The sequence below is a fragment of the Sphingobacterium sp. 40-24 genome (assembly GCF_001899705.1).
GTDB lineage: Bacteria > Bacteroidota > Bacteroidia > Sphingobacteriales > Sphingobacteriaceae > Sphingobacterium > Sphingobacterium multivorum.
Genome location: NZ_MKWH01000035.1, coordinates 92,255 through 112,480 on the forward strand (window position 1 = coordinate 92,255; position 20,226 = coordinate 112,480).

The window sequence follows — 20,226 nt, forward strand, 5'->3', positions numbered from 1 at the left end:
CCGCTAAATGTGATAGCGGGGCTCTGCGATAGGTATAAGTTAAAAAAGTTTTTCAATACTCTGTTCGGCATAGCCGGCACTTGCTGTCATTCCCTTCCCTCCGATACCGGTTCTAACATGTATCCTTGAGCTAGCGTCGATTTCAAGAATATGATCTTTGTGCTGCGAATAATAACCTGCCCAAGAGGATGAAATCGAGGCACGCTGCATCGGCATGATACGGTTGGCTTCTGTAATCATCAATTCATTGATATAGGAATTCACAGCGAAGCCCAATTCATCCAGTCTGTTGCCCGCTGCATATTCGTGCGAATCACCGATAATAATACTACCATCCGTGGCCTGTTTAAAAAGTATATGAATTCCATAATTGCGTAGCTCCTGATAGTGATCAGGCAATGGAATTGTTTGAAAAGATGGGCAGTATTCTTCAAAACTCTCGTATCGACGAATGGTCAGTCCTGTTAAAATATTCCCTGGCAAATGGATATGGGCCAAAGGTTTCGTTCGCATCATTTGCAACTTGCTAATTTCAAGTCCACTATTGTCAAATAAGGAACGATATAAAATTTTAAACTCGTATCCATTGCAAATAAGCAATTTCTTCCCTTCAAAGTTTTGCAACGTACTGCTTGTGACAACAACAGCATCATTTTTATCCTCGCAGGCCACAATTGTCGTATCGTATTTCAACGTATAGTCCACAAACTTATTTTGCATATAAATATGCAGCTGTCTAATCATTGACTCGGGTTCTACACTGAGTTCCTGCGGAAAAAAGATAGCCTCTTTAACATAACTAGCATTCATCACAGGATATTTCAATAAAACCTGTTCCTTCGACCAAAGTTCATGTTCATATCCTTTCGCTTGATAATGCTTAGATAACTCATGAAGTACCTGAACTTCATCATTATCTGAAGCAATATAGATACTACCATTTTTTCTAACGGATATATCCATCTCCCGCTGAATAGATTGATATATTTCAAGTCCACGTACACCATAATCAAACCATTCACCGGCCATTCCCGATGGCACTACTTGTCCAAAATTACGAACGGTAGATCCCACGGGAAAATTATCCTTTTCGAGTTGGAGCACACGTAACCCCTTTTGTAACGCATGATAGGCATGAAAGGTGCCTAAAATCCCGCCCCCAACAATAATTAAATCATATGTATTTGTTTTCATCTTTATAAATAGAATATCATAAAAAAGTATAGTTAACTAATTTGTACTTCTCCTTTTGTCGCATGCCAAGGAGCCAACAACTCATCGTCGCTTTCTTTCATCTGTTCTTTTTTTCGAATAAAATAAAGTAGGGAGAAGATGCCCAAAATCGCTCCAATAATAGACGCCGAAAAAACCAATTGAATAAAGTAATTTCCCCAAGTAACAGAATTTGGCATAAACTCTTTGTTCACCAATATCAGAAAACTACCCAAATAGCCGATTGAATCAGCCATATACATCACAAAACCAATATTACTTTTCATACGATATGTAGCGATCATTCTTTCAAAAAATATAGCGTTATAAGGAATGTATGCCATATATAACCCCAAACCAACGAGCAACATCCAACTTAAACCATCAATCCATTGCCTCGTAAACAAATAGGTAGAAATACCTGCAGTAAGGAAACCCATAATGATCATATAGTGAATCAACTTAAACGCTTTAAGATTGTTTTTAACCATGATAAGACAACTCACCAACAGCAATACAATTAAGGAAATAGTCCCATCAACTTTTGCAAAAATACCCGCTCCTTTTACATGTAACATCTGCCAGATTTCTACCTCAAAGTTATCCCGCACGTCACGTAAAATAGTAAGCATCGTGTACACGATAATAGTCAATACAATCCCGGGCATAAAGGTTTTAAAAAAGTGTTTTCGCATTTGACTGTCCATTGCAACGCGTTCTGTCCGTAGCTTCTTATCCTCCGTTGTAGGTTCTGGGGCATTTTCAAGTATCCATACGCACAAAATAAAGGGTAGAAAAAAAAGTAAACCCGTCAAAAATGGCATCCAAAATTCATTAATATGAAAAGAAGACATCAACCACCGTCCAACAGTTTTTATCAGTCCAGAAGCAAAAATCAGACTCACGGACATTACTGCCCCCATAATCTCTGTAAAACGCCTTCCTTCTAAATAACTAAATACCAATCCCCAAACCATTCCCAATGGAAAACCATTGATAAAAAGAAAGACAACATTCCAAGGCCTTGGACAAAGCGCAAATGCCAAAAGCCCTATCCATGAAATACAAATCAATGCGATTAAATACCGTCCTCTATTACGTTGTTTACTTTCAGAAATAAATTTAATGCCATAGAACTTTGACAACAAATAGCCCAGCATTTGAATGACCACCATACAGACTTTATAATCGACACCAAAAATAGTATCATTTGCAAAGGCAGATGCCGTAAATGACTTTCTAAATGAATACATACTCGTATAACATAAAAATGCTGTAACAGCCAGAACAATAGCCACAGATTTCTCATCCAGTCTATTTATGCGTCGTTTTATTCGTTGGTTTAACTCCATCATCTAAACTTGTTAACAGACCTCATCGTCCGCAATCAAAAGTAAATTTTGGAAATTAACACAAGACTAAACTTTTGTTAAGTATTTATAAACAAATATAATTATCCATTTGTAATACGAAAAGTATAAAATAAAAAAAGCATCATTGAGTGATTCAATGATGCTCTAATACTTAACGTGTTATTATCTATTTCTTATTTTCAAAAAAGTATACAATTAGCATGACGGCCTTTCCATTTCCAACATTGCGCGGTGTATGTGATAGTCGTCCATTAAAGAAAATCGAATCGCCCTCCGCTAAGCTAATTTTTTGATCATTGAAGATATACTCCACCTGTCCGCTAATGATATATTTATATTCATAGGCTTCGGTCTCCACCATGGGGCGTTCTGCATCTGGAAGCAACTCCAAAAGAACAATATCCATGGTCGAACTATCCATCGCAGTTGTAAAAATCCGTTTATAATGAAAACCTATCGCCGACTCTTTTTCAAACGGACTATACGTATCTTTTTTCCGAACGACCACAGGGCCTGAATCCAATTCAGAATTAAAATCTTTAAAAAACTCGTTAAGATCAATATTCAGTGCATTGATGATATTAATCAATACGAGTAAGGAGGGTATTGTTCTGTTATTTTCAATCTGCGAAATAAGCCCCTTGCTTACACCCGCTCTATCGGCAACTTCCTGTATGGTAATTCCTTTTTCTTTTCGAATTTCCTTAATTTTATTGCTAATCTTGAATATCGTATTATCTTCCATAACTTGGCCAAAAGTAAACATTTTTATGATGTCGTGTATATTAAGTTTTTATCACTTAATCATAGGTCACCTATAAAATTATGATATTTTACTGTTCTCAGAAAACTGAGGTTCAATAACAGTAGATTTTTTTTCATCATTCATTTTGCTCAGCATTGGTGAGTACTATTGGTAAACTTTAACCCAGTCAACACGCATCTCAACGGGTAGCTTGTCTTGATTCACTTCACCAACCCAGCTTCCGCCCAACTGTTGGTCAATCAAAAGATAAAAGGGTTGATCATAAGGCCACTGAGAGGGATCTACACCATCAACTCTTGGGTAAGTAAAGGTGTCAACACCATTTAACTGAAATACGATACGGTCGGGATACCAGCTTATACCATATATATTATACGCGTCAGTGTTGACCGAAGCCGTACCAAAATGTTTCGGATTCTCCTTTTGCCCCAGATCCAACGTATAATAGGAATGCGTGGTCTGGTATATGATATTGTCAAAATTAAGATGCTCCATAATATCGATTTCACCATTTCTAGGATATTTCCCATACTTGTCCAACTCCGCCAGCATCCACATGGCAGGCCATGCTCCTTTTGCACTTCCTAGCTTGGCTCTGATTTCTATGCGTCCGTACTGAAAAGCAAACTTCCCCTTGCTCCATATCCCGCCTGTCAAAAATGGTCTTGAATCGCTATTTTTGTCTGTATTTTTTATTCCTTTAAGAATTAACTCACCATTTTCCCATCCAAAACAGGCGTCATCCATGCTCATATGCCGATTCCAATCGGCTTCCCCTGCTGGAATCCGGGACCATTTACTACTATCTAGCTTTGGGGAATTGAAGTTTTCTTCCCATACCAGCTTCCATTCTTTAAGCTCACGATCCTTCTTTTGCATATACACATAAGGATATTCTTTTGGACTATAATGAACACTACATGCAGAAAATAGTAAGAAAAAACAACTTAGGCTTAGGACTCTCTTCATAATTAAAATAGTGGTTTCACAAAAAATGATTTAGGCCTAAATTTAGACATAAATTACCATAACCGACAACTCCGCTAAAAATTAATAGAAACAAAGATTCAAACGCAAAAAATGAGATTGCGCAAAGTCCTTAAAACATAGGGTGAGCATTTGCCGCGTTCTTAGGTACATCTTGCTGCGCGTCCCAATGCTCTACGATTTTACCTTCTTCCAATCTAAAGATATCGATTGTCGATTTAAGGCTACCATCTGGATTCTTATTTTTTAGGTGTATGAAGACCAAGTCGCCGTCCGAAGCAATATGCTGTACATCAATCTTTGTCTTAGGCTGCCCTTCAAACCACTTTGTCGCAGCGAGCTTAAACGCTGCTGCCCCATCCGCAACAGCGGGATTATGTTGGATATACTGAGGAGAAATGTACTTGTCAACTGCAGAAATATCCTTATCACCAAACATTTGCTGATAAAAATCTAAAACGATTCTTTTATTCTCTTTGTTTTCGTCAAGTTGTTTTTGCGCAGCTTCTTTGGATTCATCTGTCGAAGGTTGCTGACAACCCAGCGTTAGCAATAAAACAGAGAAAGTCATAACCTTAACCATTATTCTATTTTTCATCTTTAAATCCATTTTAATTGAAGTCATCGATTCACACCTCACCTTAGCACACTCCAATTTACCTAATTTATACAATATAAACAGCTTTTATCTGGGGTCTTTTACATTATAAATATTGGCATGATAATTGGATTTATTCCTATAGTATAATATTCAGAAATATACATTTCATAAATTTAGGTTAATAATTGGTTAGGTTAAACACCTGAAGTCCCCAACTTCAGGTGTTTTTTATATATTTTCGAAAATCAGTATTGCTATAAAAACAAAAATGACAATTATCGCTTTTATTAATCTAGTTCAATAAAATTCCTTATTGCGCGATGTAACTTTACGTCAGTTAAGAAAATAAAATTATCAGCTATGGAAAATAAAATATTAGGACTACATCACATTACGGCGATAGCAGACAATGCAAAGCGAAATCTCGATTTCTATACAAAAGTACTGGGCGTACGCCTTGTCAAAAAAACAGTTAATTTCGACGACCCAAGCACCTACCACTTCTATTTCGGTAATGAACAGGGCGAACCAGGAACGATTCTTACGTTTTTCCCTTGGGAAGGTATCGGAAAGGGTACTCCGGGAGCGGGAATGGCGACTCATATTGGCTATGCCGTACCTCAAGGGAGTTTGGATTTCTGGAAAAATCGCTTAGCGGAACATCAGATTAGTTTACAGGAAAATGAGATTTTTGGAGAGAAGCTGATTTCATTTAATGATCCCGATGGATTGCAACTTCAGTTTATTGAAACTAACGACCCTAGAAAGGTATGGACAACTACCGACGTCAATGCAGATCATGCGCTAAAAGGATTCCATAATGTCACGCTTTCATTAAAAGAAGCAGATCCAACTATACGCGTATTGACCGATATTTTAGGTTATTCGTTTCATCAGCAGGATGAGAACCGCTATAGATTAACAACTGACAGCATTGAAACAGCAAACATTGTCGACATAATAGCGGATAAAAATCTGCCCTATGGCAAAAATGCGGCCGGCACAAACCATCATATCGCATTCCGGGTAAAGGATGATAATGTATTGATGGAGTATCGCGAAAAGGTCCTTTCGGCAGGGCTGAATATCACAGAAAAAATAAATAGAGATTACTTTTTCTCACTCTATTTTCGTGAACCTGGCGGTGTCTTATTTGAAATCGCGACAGACAATCCCGGGTTTACAGTAGATGAACCCTTATCCACTTTAGGAGCGGCACTCAAATTGCCAAAACAATATGAAAGCTATCGTTCGCAGATTGAACAGACATTGCCAAAAATCGATTAATAAAAGTTTATAAAAATCATTTTACAAAAGAAAAAGTTATGGAAAGAACTGAAATTGTATTAGACAAAAATCAACGTGGGGAGCTCCAATTATTCTCCGACGATCACAAAGCAGGTTTAATGAGCATCGCTATCATTGACGGAAATTTAGTAGTTTACCATACAGAGGTAGACGAAGCTTATGAAGGCCGAGGATTTGCCAAAATACTTCTTGAGAAATTGGTATCTCATGCGCGTGAAAACAACATGAAAATTGTTCCTTTATGTCCTTATGTAAATGCACAGTTTCATCGTCATCCAGAGCTTTATCAGGATGTTTGGTTTAAAAAAACGGTATAAATTACCATAAAAAGAAGGGACAAAATGAGTCATTCAATCAATATTAAAACGGCTGGGCAAAGTTTGGAACAGGCAAAAAAAGCCATCGTCATGATCCATGGTCGTGGGGGAAGTGCAGAAGACATCCTTGGTATGTCATCCTATCTTCATGTCGATAATTTTGCCTTACTTGCACCACAGGCAGAAAATCACAGCTGGTACCCCTATTCTTTTATTGCTCCCGTACAAGAGAACGAACCCTGGTTGAGTTCTGCAATTGATCTGATCGATCATACGGTCAAACTAGCTTTAGCCAATGGAATCCTCACCGAAAACATCTATTTTTTTGGTTTTTCTCAGGGTGCCTGTTTAACACTAGAATACCTTACACGGCATGGGCAACGCTATGGTGGTGCTATAGCAATTATTGGCGGAGTAATCGGTGAAGAAATTAACAGGGATAATTACAAGGGTGACTTTGCTCAAACACCTATTTTTATAGGCACTAGCGATCCAGATTTCCATGTTCCTCTTGAACGGGTGGAAGCTACAGTAGCCATCTTAGAACAAATGAATGCCAATGTAAAGCTCATGGTATATCAAAACGCAGGCCACTCCATCAACCGCGAGGAGATCGATCTTGCAAACGAATTCGTTCTTTAAGAAAGACAGAAATGATCCATTGGTAAGAGTGATCCATTGGTTGTTGATTAACTATGATTAATCAACAACCAATTTTTTCGACACATTAGACTTTAGGGTATTTATAGCCATTATGATAAACTGATGCCAGGTACCTATTCGCTTTCTGATCAGTAAAATGCTGTTGTTCTTTATCCCAGTAGAGTTTTTGTCCTGTCCTAAATGCAATATTTCCCAATTGAGAAAAGATGGCAATATGGGCTCCTACTTCAATTGGTGCATGGAGTCTTTGTGGATTACGTTGGCGAATGGCAGCCACAAAATTTTCCATATGTTTATCCAAGCCATTATCTAAAGAAGGTTGGATAGAGACCGCTTCCATCCTTCCTTTTTCTGGAATGACCTCCCATCCCGATCTATTCAACACCAGCGTACCATTGTTACCAATAAATGCGACACCATGATTACGATTATAAGGTCCGAGATCAATACCCTTAGCATGCTCCCATTGGATGTTGAAGCCCTCAAACTCATATACGGCAGTCATGGTATCAGGCGTTTGGCCAGCATCGTCCGGGAATGCGAACTTACCTCCTGAGGCCATGATGGATTTTGGATCAGAAACTTTCATCCCCAGTAAAGCATAATCCAACATATGCACGCCCCAATCTGTCATCAAACCACCCGCATAGTCCCAAAACCAGCGGAAATTAAAATGGAATCGATTCGAATTAAATGGTCTTTTTTGTGCCGGGCCTAGCCATTCCGTATAATGCACACCTGCGGGAACCGGTTCATCGGGTACAATGGGAATAGCACTTTTCCACCCCTGATAAGACCAAGCTTTCACCAATCGTATTTTACCTAATTTACCCGAATGAACAAAATCAATGGCGTCCTGGAAATGTTGCTGGCTCCGTTGCCACTGTCCAACTTGCACAATAGCCTTATTCTTTTTTGCCGCCTGAACCATTAATTGACATTCAAGGATAGAGCTACCAATAGGCTTTTCGACATAGACGTGTTTCCCCGCATTTACGGCATCGATCATTTGCAGGCAATGCCAATGATCCGGAGTTGCAATAATGACCGCATCCACCATTGGGCTGTTGAGCATTTTTTTATAATCTACAAATGTTTCGACATGTATGTTTCTTTTTTGAAGTTCTTCCGCTCTCTTTTTAAGAATATTTTCATCCACATCGCAAAGAGCGGTACAAACCAAGCCATCATTCTTTAACAACGCATTCAAATCAGCCCAGCCCATACCATTTACACCAATTAATCCAACCCGGATGGATTGATCTAAAAAGGTTGAACCTTTCGCATTTAAAAAAAATGTTGAAGCAGCTAAAACAGTAGACGTTTTGATAAAATCTTTTCTATTCATTGGATATTGGTTTAAGTTTTGTTTTTAACGGATATCATCTAAATATCAAATACGAATAGACGACATATGCTTGGATGAATGCCATTTAACAAGAATTACGTTCTTTATTATTAAAAACAAATTGCTTCGATGAAAATACAAAAATGAATTTAGGTGCTCGCAAAAAGCATTGTAAAATATATATCGACAATTGTTGCGGAACCTTATGGACAAAACGAAAAAAATGGTCGAGTTAGAATCACTCGACCATACATCTACCTATGAAAAACATGCCCTTGGGAGGGGCGCATGAAGTTAATACTAATTTCACGAAGAACAAACATTTAAAAAAATATTTATCTAAATAATTAATAATACCATTAACAATGGAATTATTAATTGATCATGTTACATTGGTTGGAGGGATTGTGTTTTATTAGGCATTTATGTTCAATAATTTCCTTCCTCTAGCGCTGTTCCAATCAACATCTCCTTCAAAAAAAGCCTCAGTTACACAACACATTTTATAATTCATTTAAAAAAAATAAAAGATTAATCATTTATTATGCCTACCTTGCCGCACTTAATTAAAAATAATGAATACAGGTAAAATTAAATTTTTCAATGAAACTAAAGGTTTTGGTTTTATTACACCAGAGGATGGTAGTGCAGATGTTTTCGTACACGTTTCTGCGCTTAAAAACCAAGTATCTGAAGGCGACGTTGTAACTTATGATGTAGAAAGAACTCCAAAGGGGATCAGCGCTACAAATGTAAAATTGGCGTAATCCAAAAAATACACTTTCTTGTTAATGGGGTAATTCTTAATGACTTATCCCATTTCTTTTTCCTATTCTTCCTTTACAATTTTTCAGCAATCCTTTACTTTTCCGTTGAAGACTTTTAGTTTTCAAATAAAAGCATAAAAAGGATTCTCAAAGGTTTTATTTAAGACAAATTCGAACATACTATTTATGGAATTTAAACAACTCAGTTTAATCGCTCCGCTTTTAAAAGCAATAACAGAAACAGGCTACACACACCCCACTGCAATTCAACAGAAAGCCATTCCAGTTGTGTTGCAAGGCAACGATCTTATTGGTTGTGCACAAACGGGAACAGGCAAAACCGCCGCTTTTGCACTTCCGCTTTTACAACGTCTTGAAGAAACTAAGACTTCAGGTAAGCTCGTTCCGATTAGGGCTTTGATCCTTACGCCAACACGTGAACTAGCCATTCAAATTGGAGACAATATAAACTTATACCGGAAATATCTAAAACTAAACTACTGCACTATTTTCGGTGGTGTAAGCCAAGAAAAACAAGTTAAAGAAATTAAAAAGGGCGTCGATATTCTTGTAGCTACCCCAGGCCGCTTACTGGATTTAATGAATCAAAAAATAGTTTCTCTAGATAAAATCGAAATCTTAATATTGGACGAGGCGGACAATATGCTGGACATGGGCTTTATTCATGACATCAAAAAGATCCTGGCCAAAGTTCCGTCAAAACGACAAACATTATTCTTCTCGGCAACGATGCCACCCAATATCCGTAAATTTGCACATGGCATATTACATAAACCTATTGAAGTTGACGTCACCCCGGTAAGCTCAACGGCCGAGAAAGTCAATCAATCTGTATTTTTTGTTGAAAAGAAGGATAAGATCAAATTATTGACGAGCATATTAAAAAAGCTGAAGCATGAGCGTACCATTGTCTTCTCCCGAACAAAACACGGAGCGGATAAAATCGTTAAGTTACTCGCGAAAAATGGTTTGAGAGCAGCAGCCATTCACGGAAATAAATCTCAAAATGCGAGACAAAAAGCGCTAGGTGAATTTAAGGACAGTCATCTTAAAATATTAATCGCTACCGATATTGCTGCAAGAGGAATTGATATCGAACAACTCCCCCTTGTGATTAATTATGATCTCCCTAATGTACCGGAAACCTACGTTCATCGCATCGGAAGAACAGGAAGAGCCGGCCAGGAAGGAAAAGCCGTTTCTTTTTGCGATGTAGAAGAAAGACCATATTTAGCTGATATTGAAAAATTAATCGGACTAAAAATCAAAATAGAAAAGATCAATAAATAGATCTTTATAAAACCTCAAGTAAAAGCCCCTAAATTATTGGATTTAGGGGCTTTTATGTTTTATTTATGGTTTGCGATCTGCCATCAACAGTGTCGATGGCGTGAAAGGAAGCCAATGTACTTTTTTATTGACAATTTTGTTCCAGCTGGGCAGGCTGATCAACATTAAGTCTTGCTCCTGCCAGGTCTCACGGTTTAACTCTTTTTCAGTTATTGTAAGATGATTTGGTACAAGTTGTTCCAATTGCCTCAATTTCTCTTTAAAGCTCTCATTGGTTTTCAGCACTTGGTTGAGATCCCACACAATGACTTGAGCATCGGAATGCTGTATTAGACGCTGTATCATTTCACCAAGAAATTCATCGTTTTTTAAGACAACAGGAACAACCACACGCCTTGCCTTCAGAAAATTTTTATCGATTAAGATACCTACCTGTGCATTTACTTTAGCATTGATTTGCTGATTTCGATCGAAAGTCATGAAAGGAGACTCTGCATTTGTAACCGTATGGAATAACTTCTCGGGATTCACAATCCGGGTAGTAAAATCTAAAAAACGCCCCAGTAAGCTTCCCTCATAAATTGATTCACTGACACCCAACAATAATAAGTCCTGATTGCGCTCATTGGAAGTTTGAACAATCTCGCTGTCAATATCACTGGAGATTTTAAAAATTGTCTGGATCGGTTGCTCAAGCTGCATCGCCACCTGCTTAATTTCACGGAAACTATCCAGCTCCTGGATTTCCACTTCATAATGATGTAATTCGTTGGCAGGCTCAATATGTAACGCCGTAATTTCAGCGTTCTTTTTTGATTTCAACGTTAAAGCATCAGCCAGATATAATAGTGAAATCCCCGTGTTACTTTTCGCAAAAGACAGTAGAATCTTAAATTTTGATTTATCATAGAAATCTTCCTGTAGTGAATTTTTCTTAGGTCGATAGAGGAAATTGATTAAATCTAAGGATGGTCCCGTCATAAAAGTAGTGACCAACGCCATTACAACCATCATCGAAAATAATTCAGCACTTAAAACGCCAAGATCGTATCCAATATTGAGGACGATAAGTTCCATTAGCCCCCGCGTGTTCATTAAGGCACCAATACTCAAACTATCTTTCCAGCTTTGACCAACAAAGCGCGCTGCTAACGTACTACCTGCAAATTTACCAATAACCGCAACCAAAATAATCCCAATGGTAATCATCCATAACTGAGGGTCATTAAGCAGACCGATCTGCGTGCGGAGACCTGTAAAGACAAAGAATAAAGGTAATAGTAACAAGGTTGAAACATCTTCGATTTTTTCGATAAATGCTGTCCGGAATCGACTCCCTTCGGGCATAATAGCTCCGGCCATAAATGCTCCAAAAAGTGCATGGATTCCGATTACTTCGGTCGCATAAGCCGACAATAACAGCACAATAAAGAAAATAGCAACAACAGGCTTACTTAGTGCTTCTTTACTTCCTTTTACCTCTCCAACGCGCATCAAAAATGGACGAACGATCTTAATCATGATGAGCACATAGGCAACAGCCAGCCCGATGGTATATAATGCACTAGCAAAATCACCCGCTTTGACAATTGCTATCACGACAGCCAGAATACACCAAGCTGTAATATCGTCTGCAGCAGCGCAGGTAATCGCCATTGCACCTAACTTACTTTTTTGCAATCCCCTTTCTTGTATAATTCTAGCAAGAACAGGAAACGCTGTTATACTCATGGAAATACCAATAAACAAGCTATAGGATAGAAACTCTACATTTGTGGGTGGATGGAATAGGTATAAAAAGTAAGCCAGTGAAATTCCCAACGTAAATGGGATCACAATGCTTGCATGAGAAATGACAACAGCATCATGCGCTTTATTTCGCAGCACATTCAGGTCCAGCTCCATTCCAATGATAAACATAAATAAGATTAGCCCAATTTGGCTCAGAAACTGCAAGTTACTAAGCGATTCTACAGGAAAAAGTGTATGCGAAAATTCGGGAAAATGAAGTCCCAGCAACGATGGCCCCAATATGATACCGGCGAGCATCTCTCCTATGACGACAGGCTGCTTAATCTTTATGCAAATCCAGCCCATGATACGTGCAGCGATAATGATTGTCACGATTTGCGCCAGTAATATCGCTAGCGGATGCTGCAGACTATGGAATAAGGTTGATGTAAAATCGTTCCAGGCACCTTGACTTGTTTTCTGTCCACGCAGCAACTCTGGAGCCTCCAGCTGTGTCCCGAAATGAATCACCCAATACATCACACCGAGTAATGTACCCACTAACACTACGTAGAAAATTGTATTCCTATATCTCCTCATCTTCAATGGCAATTAAAATAAATATAATGACAATAGCATACTAAGTCCCAACCAATATTCTTTAAACAAAGGGGGGATAAAATACATTCTCAACAAAAATATAATTCTGTTGCAGTTTTAATGCCTTTCAGCAGGTAGGTCTAAGAAAATATGTAATGAACCAAAAGAATTTTGTAATCAACTGAATTTCTCGAAAAACATTTTCTTGTACGATTCGCCCAAATTAAAAACAAGGGGTAGATTTTGTTCGTCCAACAAAGTGCTTGTAATTTCATCAGCCGAGAAAAATTTGACGATCTTGGCTGCAATGATCTCTTTTTTATTGATACGGATAAAATCCTGTTCAGGCAAGATCTCCATCAGCTTATCAAAGCTTATATTTTTCAATAAAATAAATGAACCATCCGCCAAATAAACTGTTTTATCCCGGCTGTCTACTTCAGCTATTTGAACATAGTTAATCTGTTCGAAATACAATACTGTTTTTCCTTTATTCGTATTAAATTGCGCAAATGAGACAGTTTCGGATCGCTTGCTGATTAGCTGCTCAACCTTCATAATGGCTTGTTGAAGACGTTCCAAGGACAGTGGTTTACGCATATAATCTACTGCGTTGATGTCAAATGCCTCGCTCGCATATTGTTTATATGCGGTAGAAAACACAATTGGAAAGTCTTTTAGCTCTATGGCTAGATCAAATCCGTTAAATTCCGGCATTTCAATATCCAGAATACAAAAATCAAAACTCAACTTGCGGTATTCACTCAATAATACAGTTGGATCATTAAAAGTTTTCACCACCTCCAAGCCAGGAATCTGTTCACATAGCATTTTCAAAAATCTCAAGCTTGGTATTTCATCATCCAAAAGAATACATTTCAAATTTTTTTCAATCGGCATACAATCTAATTTGAAGGTGGGCAGTATAAACATCATTTTCGACAAATCTGCGCAGATGATGTCTACCTGGATAATACAACATGAGACGCTCTTCCAAGGTTTTGCTACCTATTCCACTTTTAGACTTTTGCAATGGTGAACGTTTTGATATTCGATTGTTTACAACTAATTCGAATAAACCGTTCTTAAAGGTCAACATGATTGCGATAAAAGAATCCGGACCGTGAAAGTCCGCATGCTTAAACGCATTTTCAATTAAATCAACCGACATCAGAGGAACAAAAGAAGGTGTGTTCAATATAGCGTCATTTAGTTCATCAATATCAAATTTTACGCGGATATCAAATAAAGGGCTTAATTTTACTTTATTAATCTCAATGAGATTGCGGGCAAATTCAATTTCGGCCTTTGGTGAAACAAGCTCATCTTCACTTTCATACAACACGTAATCCAATACCATGGCCAATTTGTCCATCGTATAATAGGTTTGATAAGCATGGGAAAGTATTCCGTTCAACGAATTTTTAAGCAAATGTGGATTTAATTGAGCCCGATGGAAATGTGCTATCTTTTGATTGTCCATACGATTAAAAAGATCTTTTTGTCGTCTATTTTCGACCTCCAGTTTCCGGTATTTTTGTCTTAACAATAGAAACAAAACCAATACTACAGCAACAATGGTCAGCAATAATAGAATGATTATATTCGAGATTTCAGTCGTCATGTTCATCCAAACTTAGTTAAAATTTCATTCTAAACGAAAAACCAGTTGCAGAAAACCTGGATAATCAAACTCGTTAACGATCAAATGAAATCTGAGCAATCTAAACAAAATACAGCACTGTAAAATTCTCATGTATTTATTACAAAAATTAACAGTTTCATTACAATTTAGTCACTTTGAAACATTAATTTCAGATTATTATCCTTATATTGAGACTATTGTAATTAGCCGATCAAATGATTGTCTACGCTATTTTGGTTAAACCCGCCTGATTTTTAATCAGGCCTAATATGAAACACTATGGAAAAGCTCATTTTCGAAACTAATGCACAACATCCCAGTCTTGTAGACAAAATTAAACAAGCTGTTGAAAAACTGAATGGCATCCACGAATGGAAAATCGACTTGGATTCTATTTACAATCTGTTAACCATAGAAGGCATTCGATTAAACCCGACGGAAATCGAATCGGAGCTTGCGCTCCATGGCGTCGAAGCAAGTCGTCTATATGAAGAGTAGACAAACGACTTGATAGCAAATAAAATAAGTTTCTTGGAAGCTAGATGGTTAATAACAACCGAATTCAATAAAACTGAACTTCTTCCAGCATAAGATTAATGCATTCTTATGCTGGAAGAAACATCAAATCTTTTTAATAACCATGGCAGAGGCACCGCCGCCACCATTACATATCGCAGCCAGTCCTAATGATCCCCCTTCCTGTCTTAAGATACTACTAAGTGTTACCACAATTCTAGCTCCCGAACATCCCAATGGATGCCCCAAAGATACCGCCCCCCCATAAACGTTTACTTTGTTCAAGGGTAAGCCTAAAATTTGTGCATTTGCCAAAGCGACAACAGAAAAGGCTTCATTAAATTCGAAATAATCAATATCATCAATGGTAAGGCCTGCTTTTTTTAATACTTTATTTGTGGCAATACTAGGCGTTGTAGTAAACCATTCTGGCTCTTGTTCAGCATCAGCATAAGCAATAATCTCGGCTAAGGGGACAAGTCCAAGTTCTTCCAATTTTTCACCAGACATGAGCAGTACCGCAGCAGCTCCATCACTTATCGTCGATGCGTTCGCTGCAGTTACAGTCCCCTCTTTTTTGAAAGCGGGTTTAAGCCCAGGTATCTTGTCAAAATTAACCTGAGAAAACTCTTCATCCCGCGAAACAAGCACCTCTCCTTTTCGACTCTGTACCGTTATAGGTTGGACTTCGCTCAAAAACTTATTTTTTTGCCAAGCATCGAGACTTCTTTTATAGGAACTTATTGCATAATTATCCTGTTCTTCACGACCAATATGATATTTTTCGGCGCATAGTTCCGCGAAGACTCCCATGGCATCATTTGAATAGGCATCACTCAAGCCATCGCGTTGCAAGCCATCACTCAGGCTTTGAGCACCAAACTTAGCACCCCAGCGCATAGCATCTGCATAGTAAGGTACCCTGCTCATGCTTTCCATCCCCCCTGCAATCACAACATCCGCATCTCCCAATAGAATACTCTGCGCAGCAACCGCTATGGCTTTCATGCCACTTGCACATACTTTATTGATGGTTGTTGCAGTTGTATGATCTGATAAACCGGCGAAACGAGCAACCTGTCGAGCCGGTGCTTGTCCTAAATCAGCTTGCAAAACAGCCCCCATAATAATCTCGTCGACTAAATCACTGGCAATTCCAGCTTCATCAACAACCGCTCGGACAACCCGGGCTGCGAGCTTCGTGGCTGAAATTGACGATAGCGCTCCACCAAAGCTTCCAATTGGTGTACGTTTCGCTGCAACGATAAATACGCTTTTTGACATGATATAAAAATTTATAATTGTTTTGCTAAAATTAGGAGGCCTATCCTAAGCGTATCCGCAACAGCCCTTCCTCATCTTAAAGATAAAAAATATAACAGATACCCCACAACAAGTCGGTTTTATTTTTTTTGTAAAAACAGAATAAATAGAAAAAAAACAACCCAAAAACTTCCCTACTTAAACTATTAAACGAAAAATAAAGAATAAAAATTTGTAAAAAGCCAAGCCTTTTCGTTAAATTCGTTTAGATAACATCCTAATGGACGGGCATTCAAAAGGCCCCTTACATAAGATAACCAGAAGCAAGATAAACGATTATGCAGACAATCCGGTTTACAGCTGAACATCAGATTTTTCGCGATACACTTCGCGCATTTATTCGAAAAGAGATTACACCTTACATCGATGATTGGGAAAAACAGGGGGAGATCGACCGGAAAGTGTGGAAGAAAATGGGTGATATGGGATTTATGGGTCTCAATTATCCAGAAGTGTATGGCGGACTAGAACTCGATTTTTATTATTCCTTGATACTCTGCGAAGAATTATCGTATTGTTTTTCTGGCGGATTTACCATTTCCGCGCTTGTCATTCAGTTTATGTCGGCTCCATACCTACTGAAATATGGATCAGAAGATCTGAAAGCACGCTATCTTAAACCGGTTATTGCTGGTGATATGATCAGCGCTGTTGCTATTACTGAACCCGGGGCTGGTTCTGACGTAAAGCAGATCAAAACAACAGCTGTCCGCGACGGAGATTTTTATATTGTCAACGGATCTAAAACATTTATTACCAACGGTTACTACGGTGATTTTTTCATTACAGCAGTCAAAACGGCTCCTGACCAAGGAACAAAAGGAATAAGCTTGTTAATTATTGACAGAAATGCAAGCGGAGTCTCTTCAAGCAAAATCAATAAATTAGGTTGGCACGCCTCAGACACTGCCGAACTAGGGTTTAATAATGTGCGAGTCCCTATTTCTCACCTTGTTGGCATTGCCGGAGAAGGATTTCGCTATTTAATGGATGGACTTCAGTTGGAAAGGCTTACCGCAGCTGTTCATAGTCTCGCTACCGCAGAATCCGCGTTTCAATACACGCTTGATTATATCGCACAACGCGAAGCCTTTGGAAAAAAGATCCAGGAATTTCAAACCATACGGCACCGGATCGCACAAATGGCAGCCAATATTGCTACCACGAAAGCCTTTGTCTACCATTGTTGTGATCTCCAAGACCAAAACGAATATGCAGTCCAAGAATGTTCCATAGCGAAGCTACAAGCAAGTGAGCTCGCCGTCAATGTCGTGAATCAATGTCTCCAATTATTTGGCGGTTATGGCTTTACAGAAGATTATAAAATCGCACGTTTATATCGCGATGTCCGTGTCGGCACCATTATCGGAGGAACCTCAGAAATTATGCTCGAAATTATCGCGAAAATGACAATAGATCATGTGACTTATCAATCCGGAAAGTCCAAACAATAGAAAGCTTTTAAAAATCAGGACCAAGTACAATGGATGAAAATAAATCTTATAGGACACACCCTCTCTTTCGTGTAGAACAGGATAATCATCATATCATTACAATCCAACCTCTATCGGCAGCAGCTCCAGAGCAGTTGGATATGATAGGCTATCTCACACAATTTGTCGATTTGGTTACGTTCATTCTCGAACGGGAAGATACGGTAGGCGTCGTATACACTTGCCCGATTCAAGACGAAAAAATTGAGTATGCGCAATTATTTAGGCAGTTCTCTTCGAGCCGCTCGAGCCCTTCGGACTTATTCGAGCTTACATCAAAAGTTTTGCGTTGGGAAACGTTTAAAAAGCCAATTGTCTCTCTTTTCACTAACAATTGTACTGCGATTGCCCTAGCGACTATGCTATGGTCTAATTATCGTATCGCCTCCGAAACACTTCAGTTTGGCTTTCCGGAAAGTAGGTATGGTTTGTTTACGGCTTTTGGTGCAACGATCTATTTGCCAGCATTGATAGGTACTGAAAATGCCCTAAGTCTGCTGACACAAAGCAAACTTGTGAGCAGTGAAGAAGCACATCAACTTGGGTTAATCAATGAATTGGCGCAGAAGCCGGACGATTGCCTACCTTTAGCAAAAAACTGGATTCTTCATCCTCCCAGCATTGATACCATCCAGCACACAAAACAAATGGACGAACTGGGGCCTGAAGCAATTCTCGCTATCCAAAAAAAAGCACGCGGCTTATACGCCGGCACAAATGCAGTTATTGAATTATTACAAAAAAAACAATTATCTACACCGTTTGAGGCCGCCGAGCAGGAAGCAAACTTGTACCTACGTGTATTAAGACGTCCCGAGCCACTCAGCATGGTCCGTACACTTCATTATGGTGTCCAATTGGCGAAATCACCCAAAAGTATAAACCATTTTGAGGATTATAGCCTAAAAAAAATAGGCATTCTGGGTGCTGGAATGATGGGTTCGGGGATCGCTTATGAGGCGGCCCGGGCAGGAATAGAAGTTGCTTTAAAAGACGTTACAATTTCCCAAGCCCAACGCGGCAAAGCTTATGCTAAGCAGGTTTGTGAAAAATCACTGGCTTTAGGGGCCATGACCGCATCCCAAGGGGAGCAATTGCTTGCACGCATAAAACCAACGGAACGAGTCGGTGATCTGAATGGATCTGACTGTATTATTGAAGCTGTATTTGAAGATTTCCACCTAAAAGCTAATGTCACACAAGAAAGCTTACCCTATTTAAGTGAAAATGGGTTCTTCGCGACAAATACGACATCATTGCCCATTACGGAGCTTGCGAAAGCAAGCACCGAACCTAAGAGTTTTATCGGCATGCATTTCTTTTCTCCTGTTGACCGCATGCCTCTTGTCGAAATCATCTGTGGTAAACAAACCGCGCAAAAAACGTTGGAGAAAGCACTCGCCACAGCTTTACGCCTCAATAAAATTCCGATAGTCGTACAAGACGGTCCAGGTTTTTTCACCTCGCGTATTTTCTTCAACTATTTACTGGAGGGTATTACAATGGTATTGGAAGGAATCTCTCCAACTCTTATTGAAGAGGAAGCGATAGCTGCAGGTTTTGCCGTAGGTCCCTTAGCGGTATTAGACGAAATCTCCTTGGAACTAATGCTCCATGTATATGATCAACTTCCACAACTACATGCCAGCCAAAAGCGCGCATACAATTACCTCAAAGGTATGGTGGATCAAGGAAGAAAAGGAAAAAAATCAGGCGCCGGATTCTACGATTATGACGCTGAAACCAAAAAGAAGAAAATTTGGAAAAATCCTATAATTGCATCTGTAAAGGAAAATATAACAGCTACAATTATCCGTAAGCGTTTATTGCATGTTATGGCATTGGATAGTTACCGATGCCTCGCAGAAGGTGTACTTCACCAACCCATCGATGGCGATATTGGTTCCATCTTAGGGGTTGGTTATGCAAGCCATACAGGGGGGGTATTCGGTCACATCGATCTCACAACACTTCCTCTATTCGTTTCGGAATGTCAACTATTTCAGCCCTACGGTGAACAATGGGATATTCCAGCATCTTTAAGAGAGCTGGCAGATAAAGATTTCAGATTTTATAATGGTTTCGACTCAAACTGGTCTTAAAACCGACCTGTGCTCAACTGAAGAAGTTGTCTAGCACCCATTAAATGCTACCCTAATAGATAACCAAAAAAACTACCAAACAAAGGATTACATCTTTAAAACTAAATATTCTATATAATTGCGTAATGATGTTATAAAGTACTAAACAAAAGCTAGGGCGACA

The 20,226-nt window shown here is 38.8% G+C and carries 18 protein-coding genes; 8 read left to right on the plus strand and 10 right to left on the minus strand.

The genetic code is table 11. The annotated features are described in order from the left end of the window. Positions 1-39: 39 nt before the first annotated feature. From BGP15_RS14035 to BGP15_RS14055, 5 genes are all read right to left on the minus strand, one after another. On the minus strand, positions 40-1,194 hold the full coding sequence (locus BGP15_RS14035) for a TIGR03364 family FAD-dependent oxidoreductase (RefSeq protein WP_286769885.1): 1,155 nt from the start codon (positions 1,192-1,194) through the stop codon (positions 40-42). A 32-nt stretch (positions 1,195-1,226) separates the two neighbouring features. Beyond that, positions 1,227-2,567, minus strand: coding sequence for a DUF5690 family protein (locus tag BGP15_RS14040; protein WP_286753917.1), 1,341 nt, complete (start codon positions 2,565-2,567; stop codon positions 1,227-1,229). A 184-nt stretch (positions 2,568-2,751) separates the two neighbouring features. Beyond that, the gene (locus tag BGP15_RS14045; protein WP_070565659.1) at positions 2,752-3,330 is read right to left on the minus strand and encodes a helix-turn-helix domain-containing protein; all 579 of its coding nucleotides are present in this window, start codon (positions 3,328-3,330) and stop codon (positions 2,752-2,754) included. Between the two features lie 165 nt (positions 3,331-3,495). After that, on the minus strand, positions 3,496-4,320 hold the full coding sequence (locus BGP15_RS14050) for a glycoside hydrolase family 16 protein (protein WP_070565327.1): 825 nt from the start codon (positions 4,318-4,320) through the stop codon (positions 3,496-3,498). 130 nt (positions 4,321-4,450) lie between these two features. Next, a complete protein-coding gene (locus tag BGP15_RS14055) occupies positions 4,451-4,936 on the minus strand; it encodes a nuclear transport factor 2 family protein (protein WP_070565661.1) in 486 nt (161 codons plus the stop codon). A gap of 363 nt (positions 4,937-5,299) precedes the next feature. Here BGP15_RS14055 and BGP15_RS14060 point away from each other — a divergent pair, with 363 nt between their 5' ends. From BGP15_RS14060 to BGP15_RS14070, 3 genes are read left to right on the plus strand one after another with little or no spacing between them, the layout of a single operon-like run. Continuing rightward, positions 5,300-6,226, plus strand: a complete 927-nt coding sequence (locus tag BGP15_RS14060) for a ring-cleaving dioxygenase (protein ID WP_286769886.1) — start codon at positions 5,300-5,302, stop codon at positions 6,224-6,226. Positions 6,227-6,264: 38 nt separating this feature from the next. Continuing rightward, positions 6,265-6,564 carry a GNAT family N-acetyltransferase gene (locus BGP15_RS14065; protein ID WP_046672947.1) on the plus strand — a complete coding sequence of 100 codons (300 nt, stop codon included), beginning with the start codon at positions 6,265-6,267 and terminating at the stop codon, positions 6,562-6,564. A gap of 24 nt (positions 6,565-6,588) precedes the next feature. After that, positions 6,589-7,206: an alpha/beta hydrolase gene (locus BGP15_RS14070; protein ID WP_070565331.1), complete on the plus strand. Its 618-nt coding sequence runs from the start codon at positions 6,589-6,591 to the stop codon at positions 7,204-7,206. Positions 7,207-7,291: 85 nt separating this feature from the next. Here the strand turns inward: BGP15_RS14070 and BGP15_RS14075 are convergent, their stop codons facing one another. Continuing rightward, positions 7,292-8,575: a Gfo/Idh/MocA family protein gene (locus BGP15_RS14075; protein WP_286769887.1), complete on the minus strand. Its 1,284-nt coding sequence runs from the start codon at positions 8,573-8,575 to the stop codon at positions 7,292-7,294. A gap of 575 nt (positions 8,576-9,150) precedes the next feature. Between BGP15_RS14075 and BGP15_RS14080 the strand changes: the two genes are divergently transcribed. Further along, complete coding sequence (locus BGP15_RS14080) at positions 9,151-9,342, plus strand: cold-shock protein (protein WP_046672944.1); 192 nt, start codon at positions 9,151-9,153, stop codon at positions 9,340-9,342. Positions 9,343-9,528: 186 nt separating this feature from the next. Then, a complete protein-coding gene (locus BGP15_RS14085; RefSeq protein ID WP_070565335.1) occupies positions 9,529-10,653 on the plus strand; it encodes a DEAD/DEAH box helicase in 1,125 nt (374 codons plus the stop codon). Between the two features lie 63 nt (positions 10,654-10,716). On the opposite strand, the gene BGP15_RS14090 is transcribed toward BGP15_RS14085, so the two are convergent. From BGP15_RS14090 to BGP15_RS14100, 3 genes are all read right to left on the minus strand, one after another. Then, complete coding sequence (locus BGP15_RS14090) at positions 10,717-12,984, minus strand: cation:proton antiporter (RefSeq protein WP_286769888.1); 2,268 nt, start codon at positions 12,982-12,984, stop codon at positions 10,717-10,719. 177 nt (positions 12,985-13,161) lie between these two features. Continuing rightward, positions 13,162-13,884, minus strand: coding sequence for a LytR/AlgR family response regulator transcription factor (locus tag BGP15_RS14095; RefSeq protein ID WP_201303549.1), 723 nt, complete (start codon positions 13,882-13,884; stop codon positions 13,162-13,164). Then, the gene (locus BGP15_RS14100; protein WP_083295901.1) at positions 13,874-14,614 is read right to left on the minus strand and encodes a histidine kinase; all 741 of its coding nucleotides are present in this window, start codon (positions 14,612-14,614) and stop codon (positions 13,874-13,876) included. Before BGP15_RS14100 ends, BGP15_RS14095 begins: the two co-directional genes overlap by 11 nt. Positions 14,615-14,908: 294 nt before the next feature. Between BGP15_RS14100 and BGP15_RS14105 the strand changes: the two genes are divergently transcribed. After that, positions 14,909-15,127 (plus strand): hypothetical protein, encoded by a 219-nt coding sequence (locus tag BGP15_RS14105; protein ID WP_046672939.1) that lies wholly within the window; start codon positions 14,909-14,911, stop codon positions 15,125-15,127. A 123-nt stretch (positions 15,128-15,250) separates the two neighbouring features. On the opposite strand, the gene BGP15_RS14110 is transcribed toward BGP15_RS14105, so the two are convergent. Further along, on the minus strand, positions 15,251-16,429 hold the full coding sequence (locus BGP15_RS14110; protein ID WP_286769889.1) for a thiolase family protein: 1,179 nt from the start codon (positions 16,427-16,429) through the stop codon (positions 15,251-15,253). A 317-nt stretch (positions 16,430-16,746) separates the two neighbouring features. Between BGP15_RS14110 and BGP15_RS14115 the strand changes: the two genes are divergently transcribed. Next, a complete protein-coding gene (locus BGP15_RS14115) occupies positions 16,747-17,922 on the plus strand; it encodes an acyl-CoA dehydrogenase family protein (RefSeq protein WP_286769890.1) in 1,176 nt (391 codons plus the stop codon). A gap of 29 nt (positions 17,923-17,951) precedes the next feature. Continuing rightward, complete coding sequence (locus BGP15_RS14120; protein ID WP_286769891.1) at positions 17,952-20,063, plus strand: 3-hydroxyacyl-CoA dehydrogenase NAD-binding domain-containing protein; 2,112 nt, start codon at positions 17,952-17,954, stop codon at positions 20,061-20,063. Positions 20,064-20,226 lie beyond the last annotated feature (163 nt).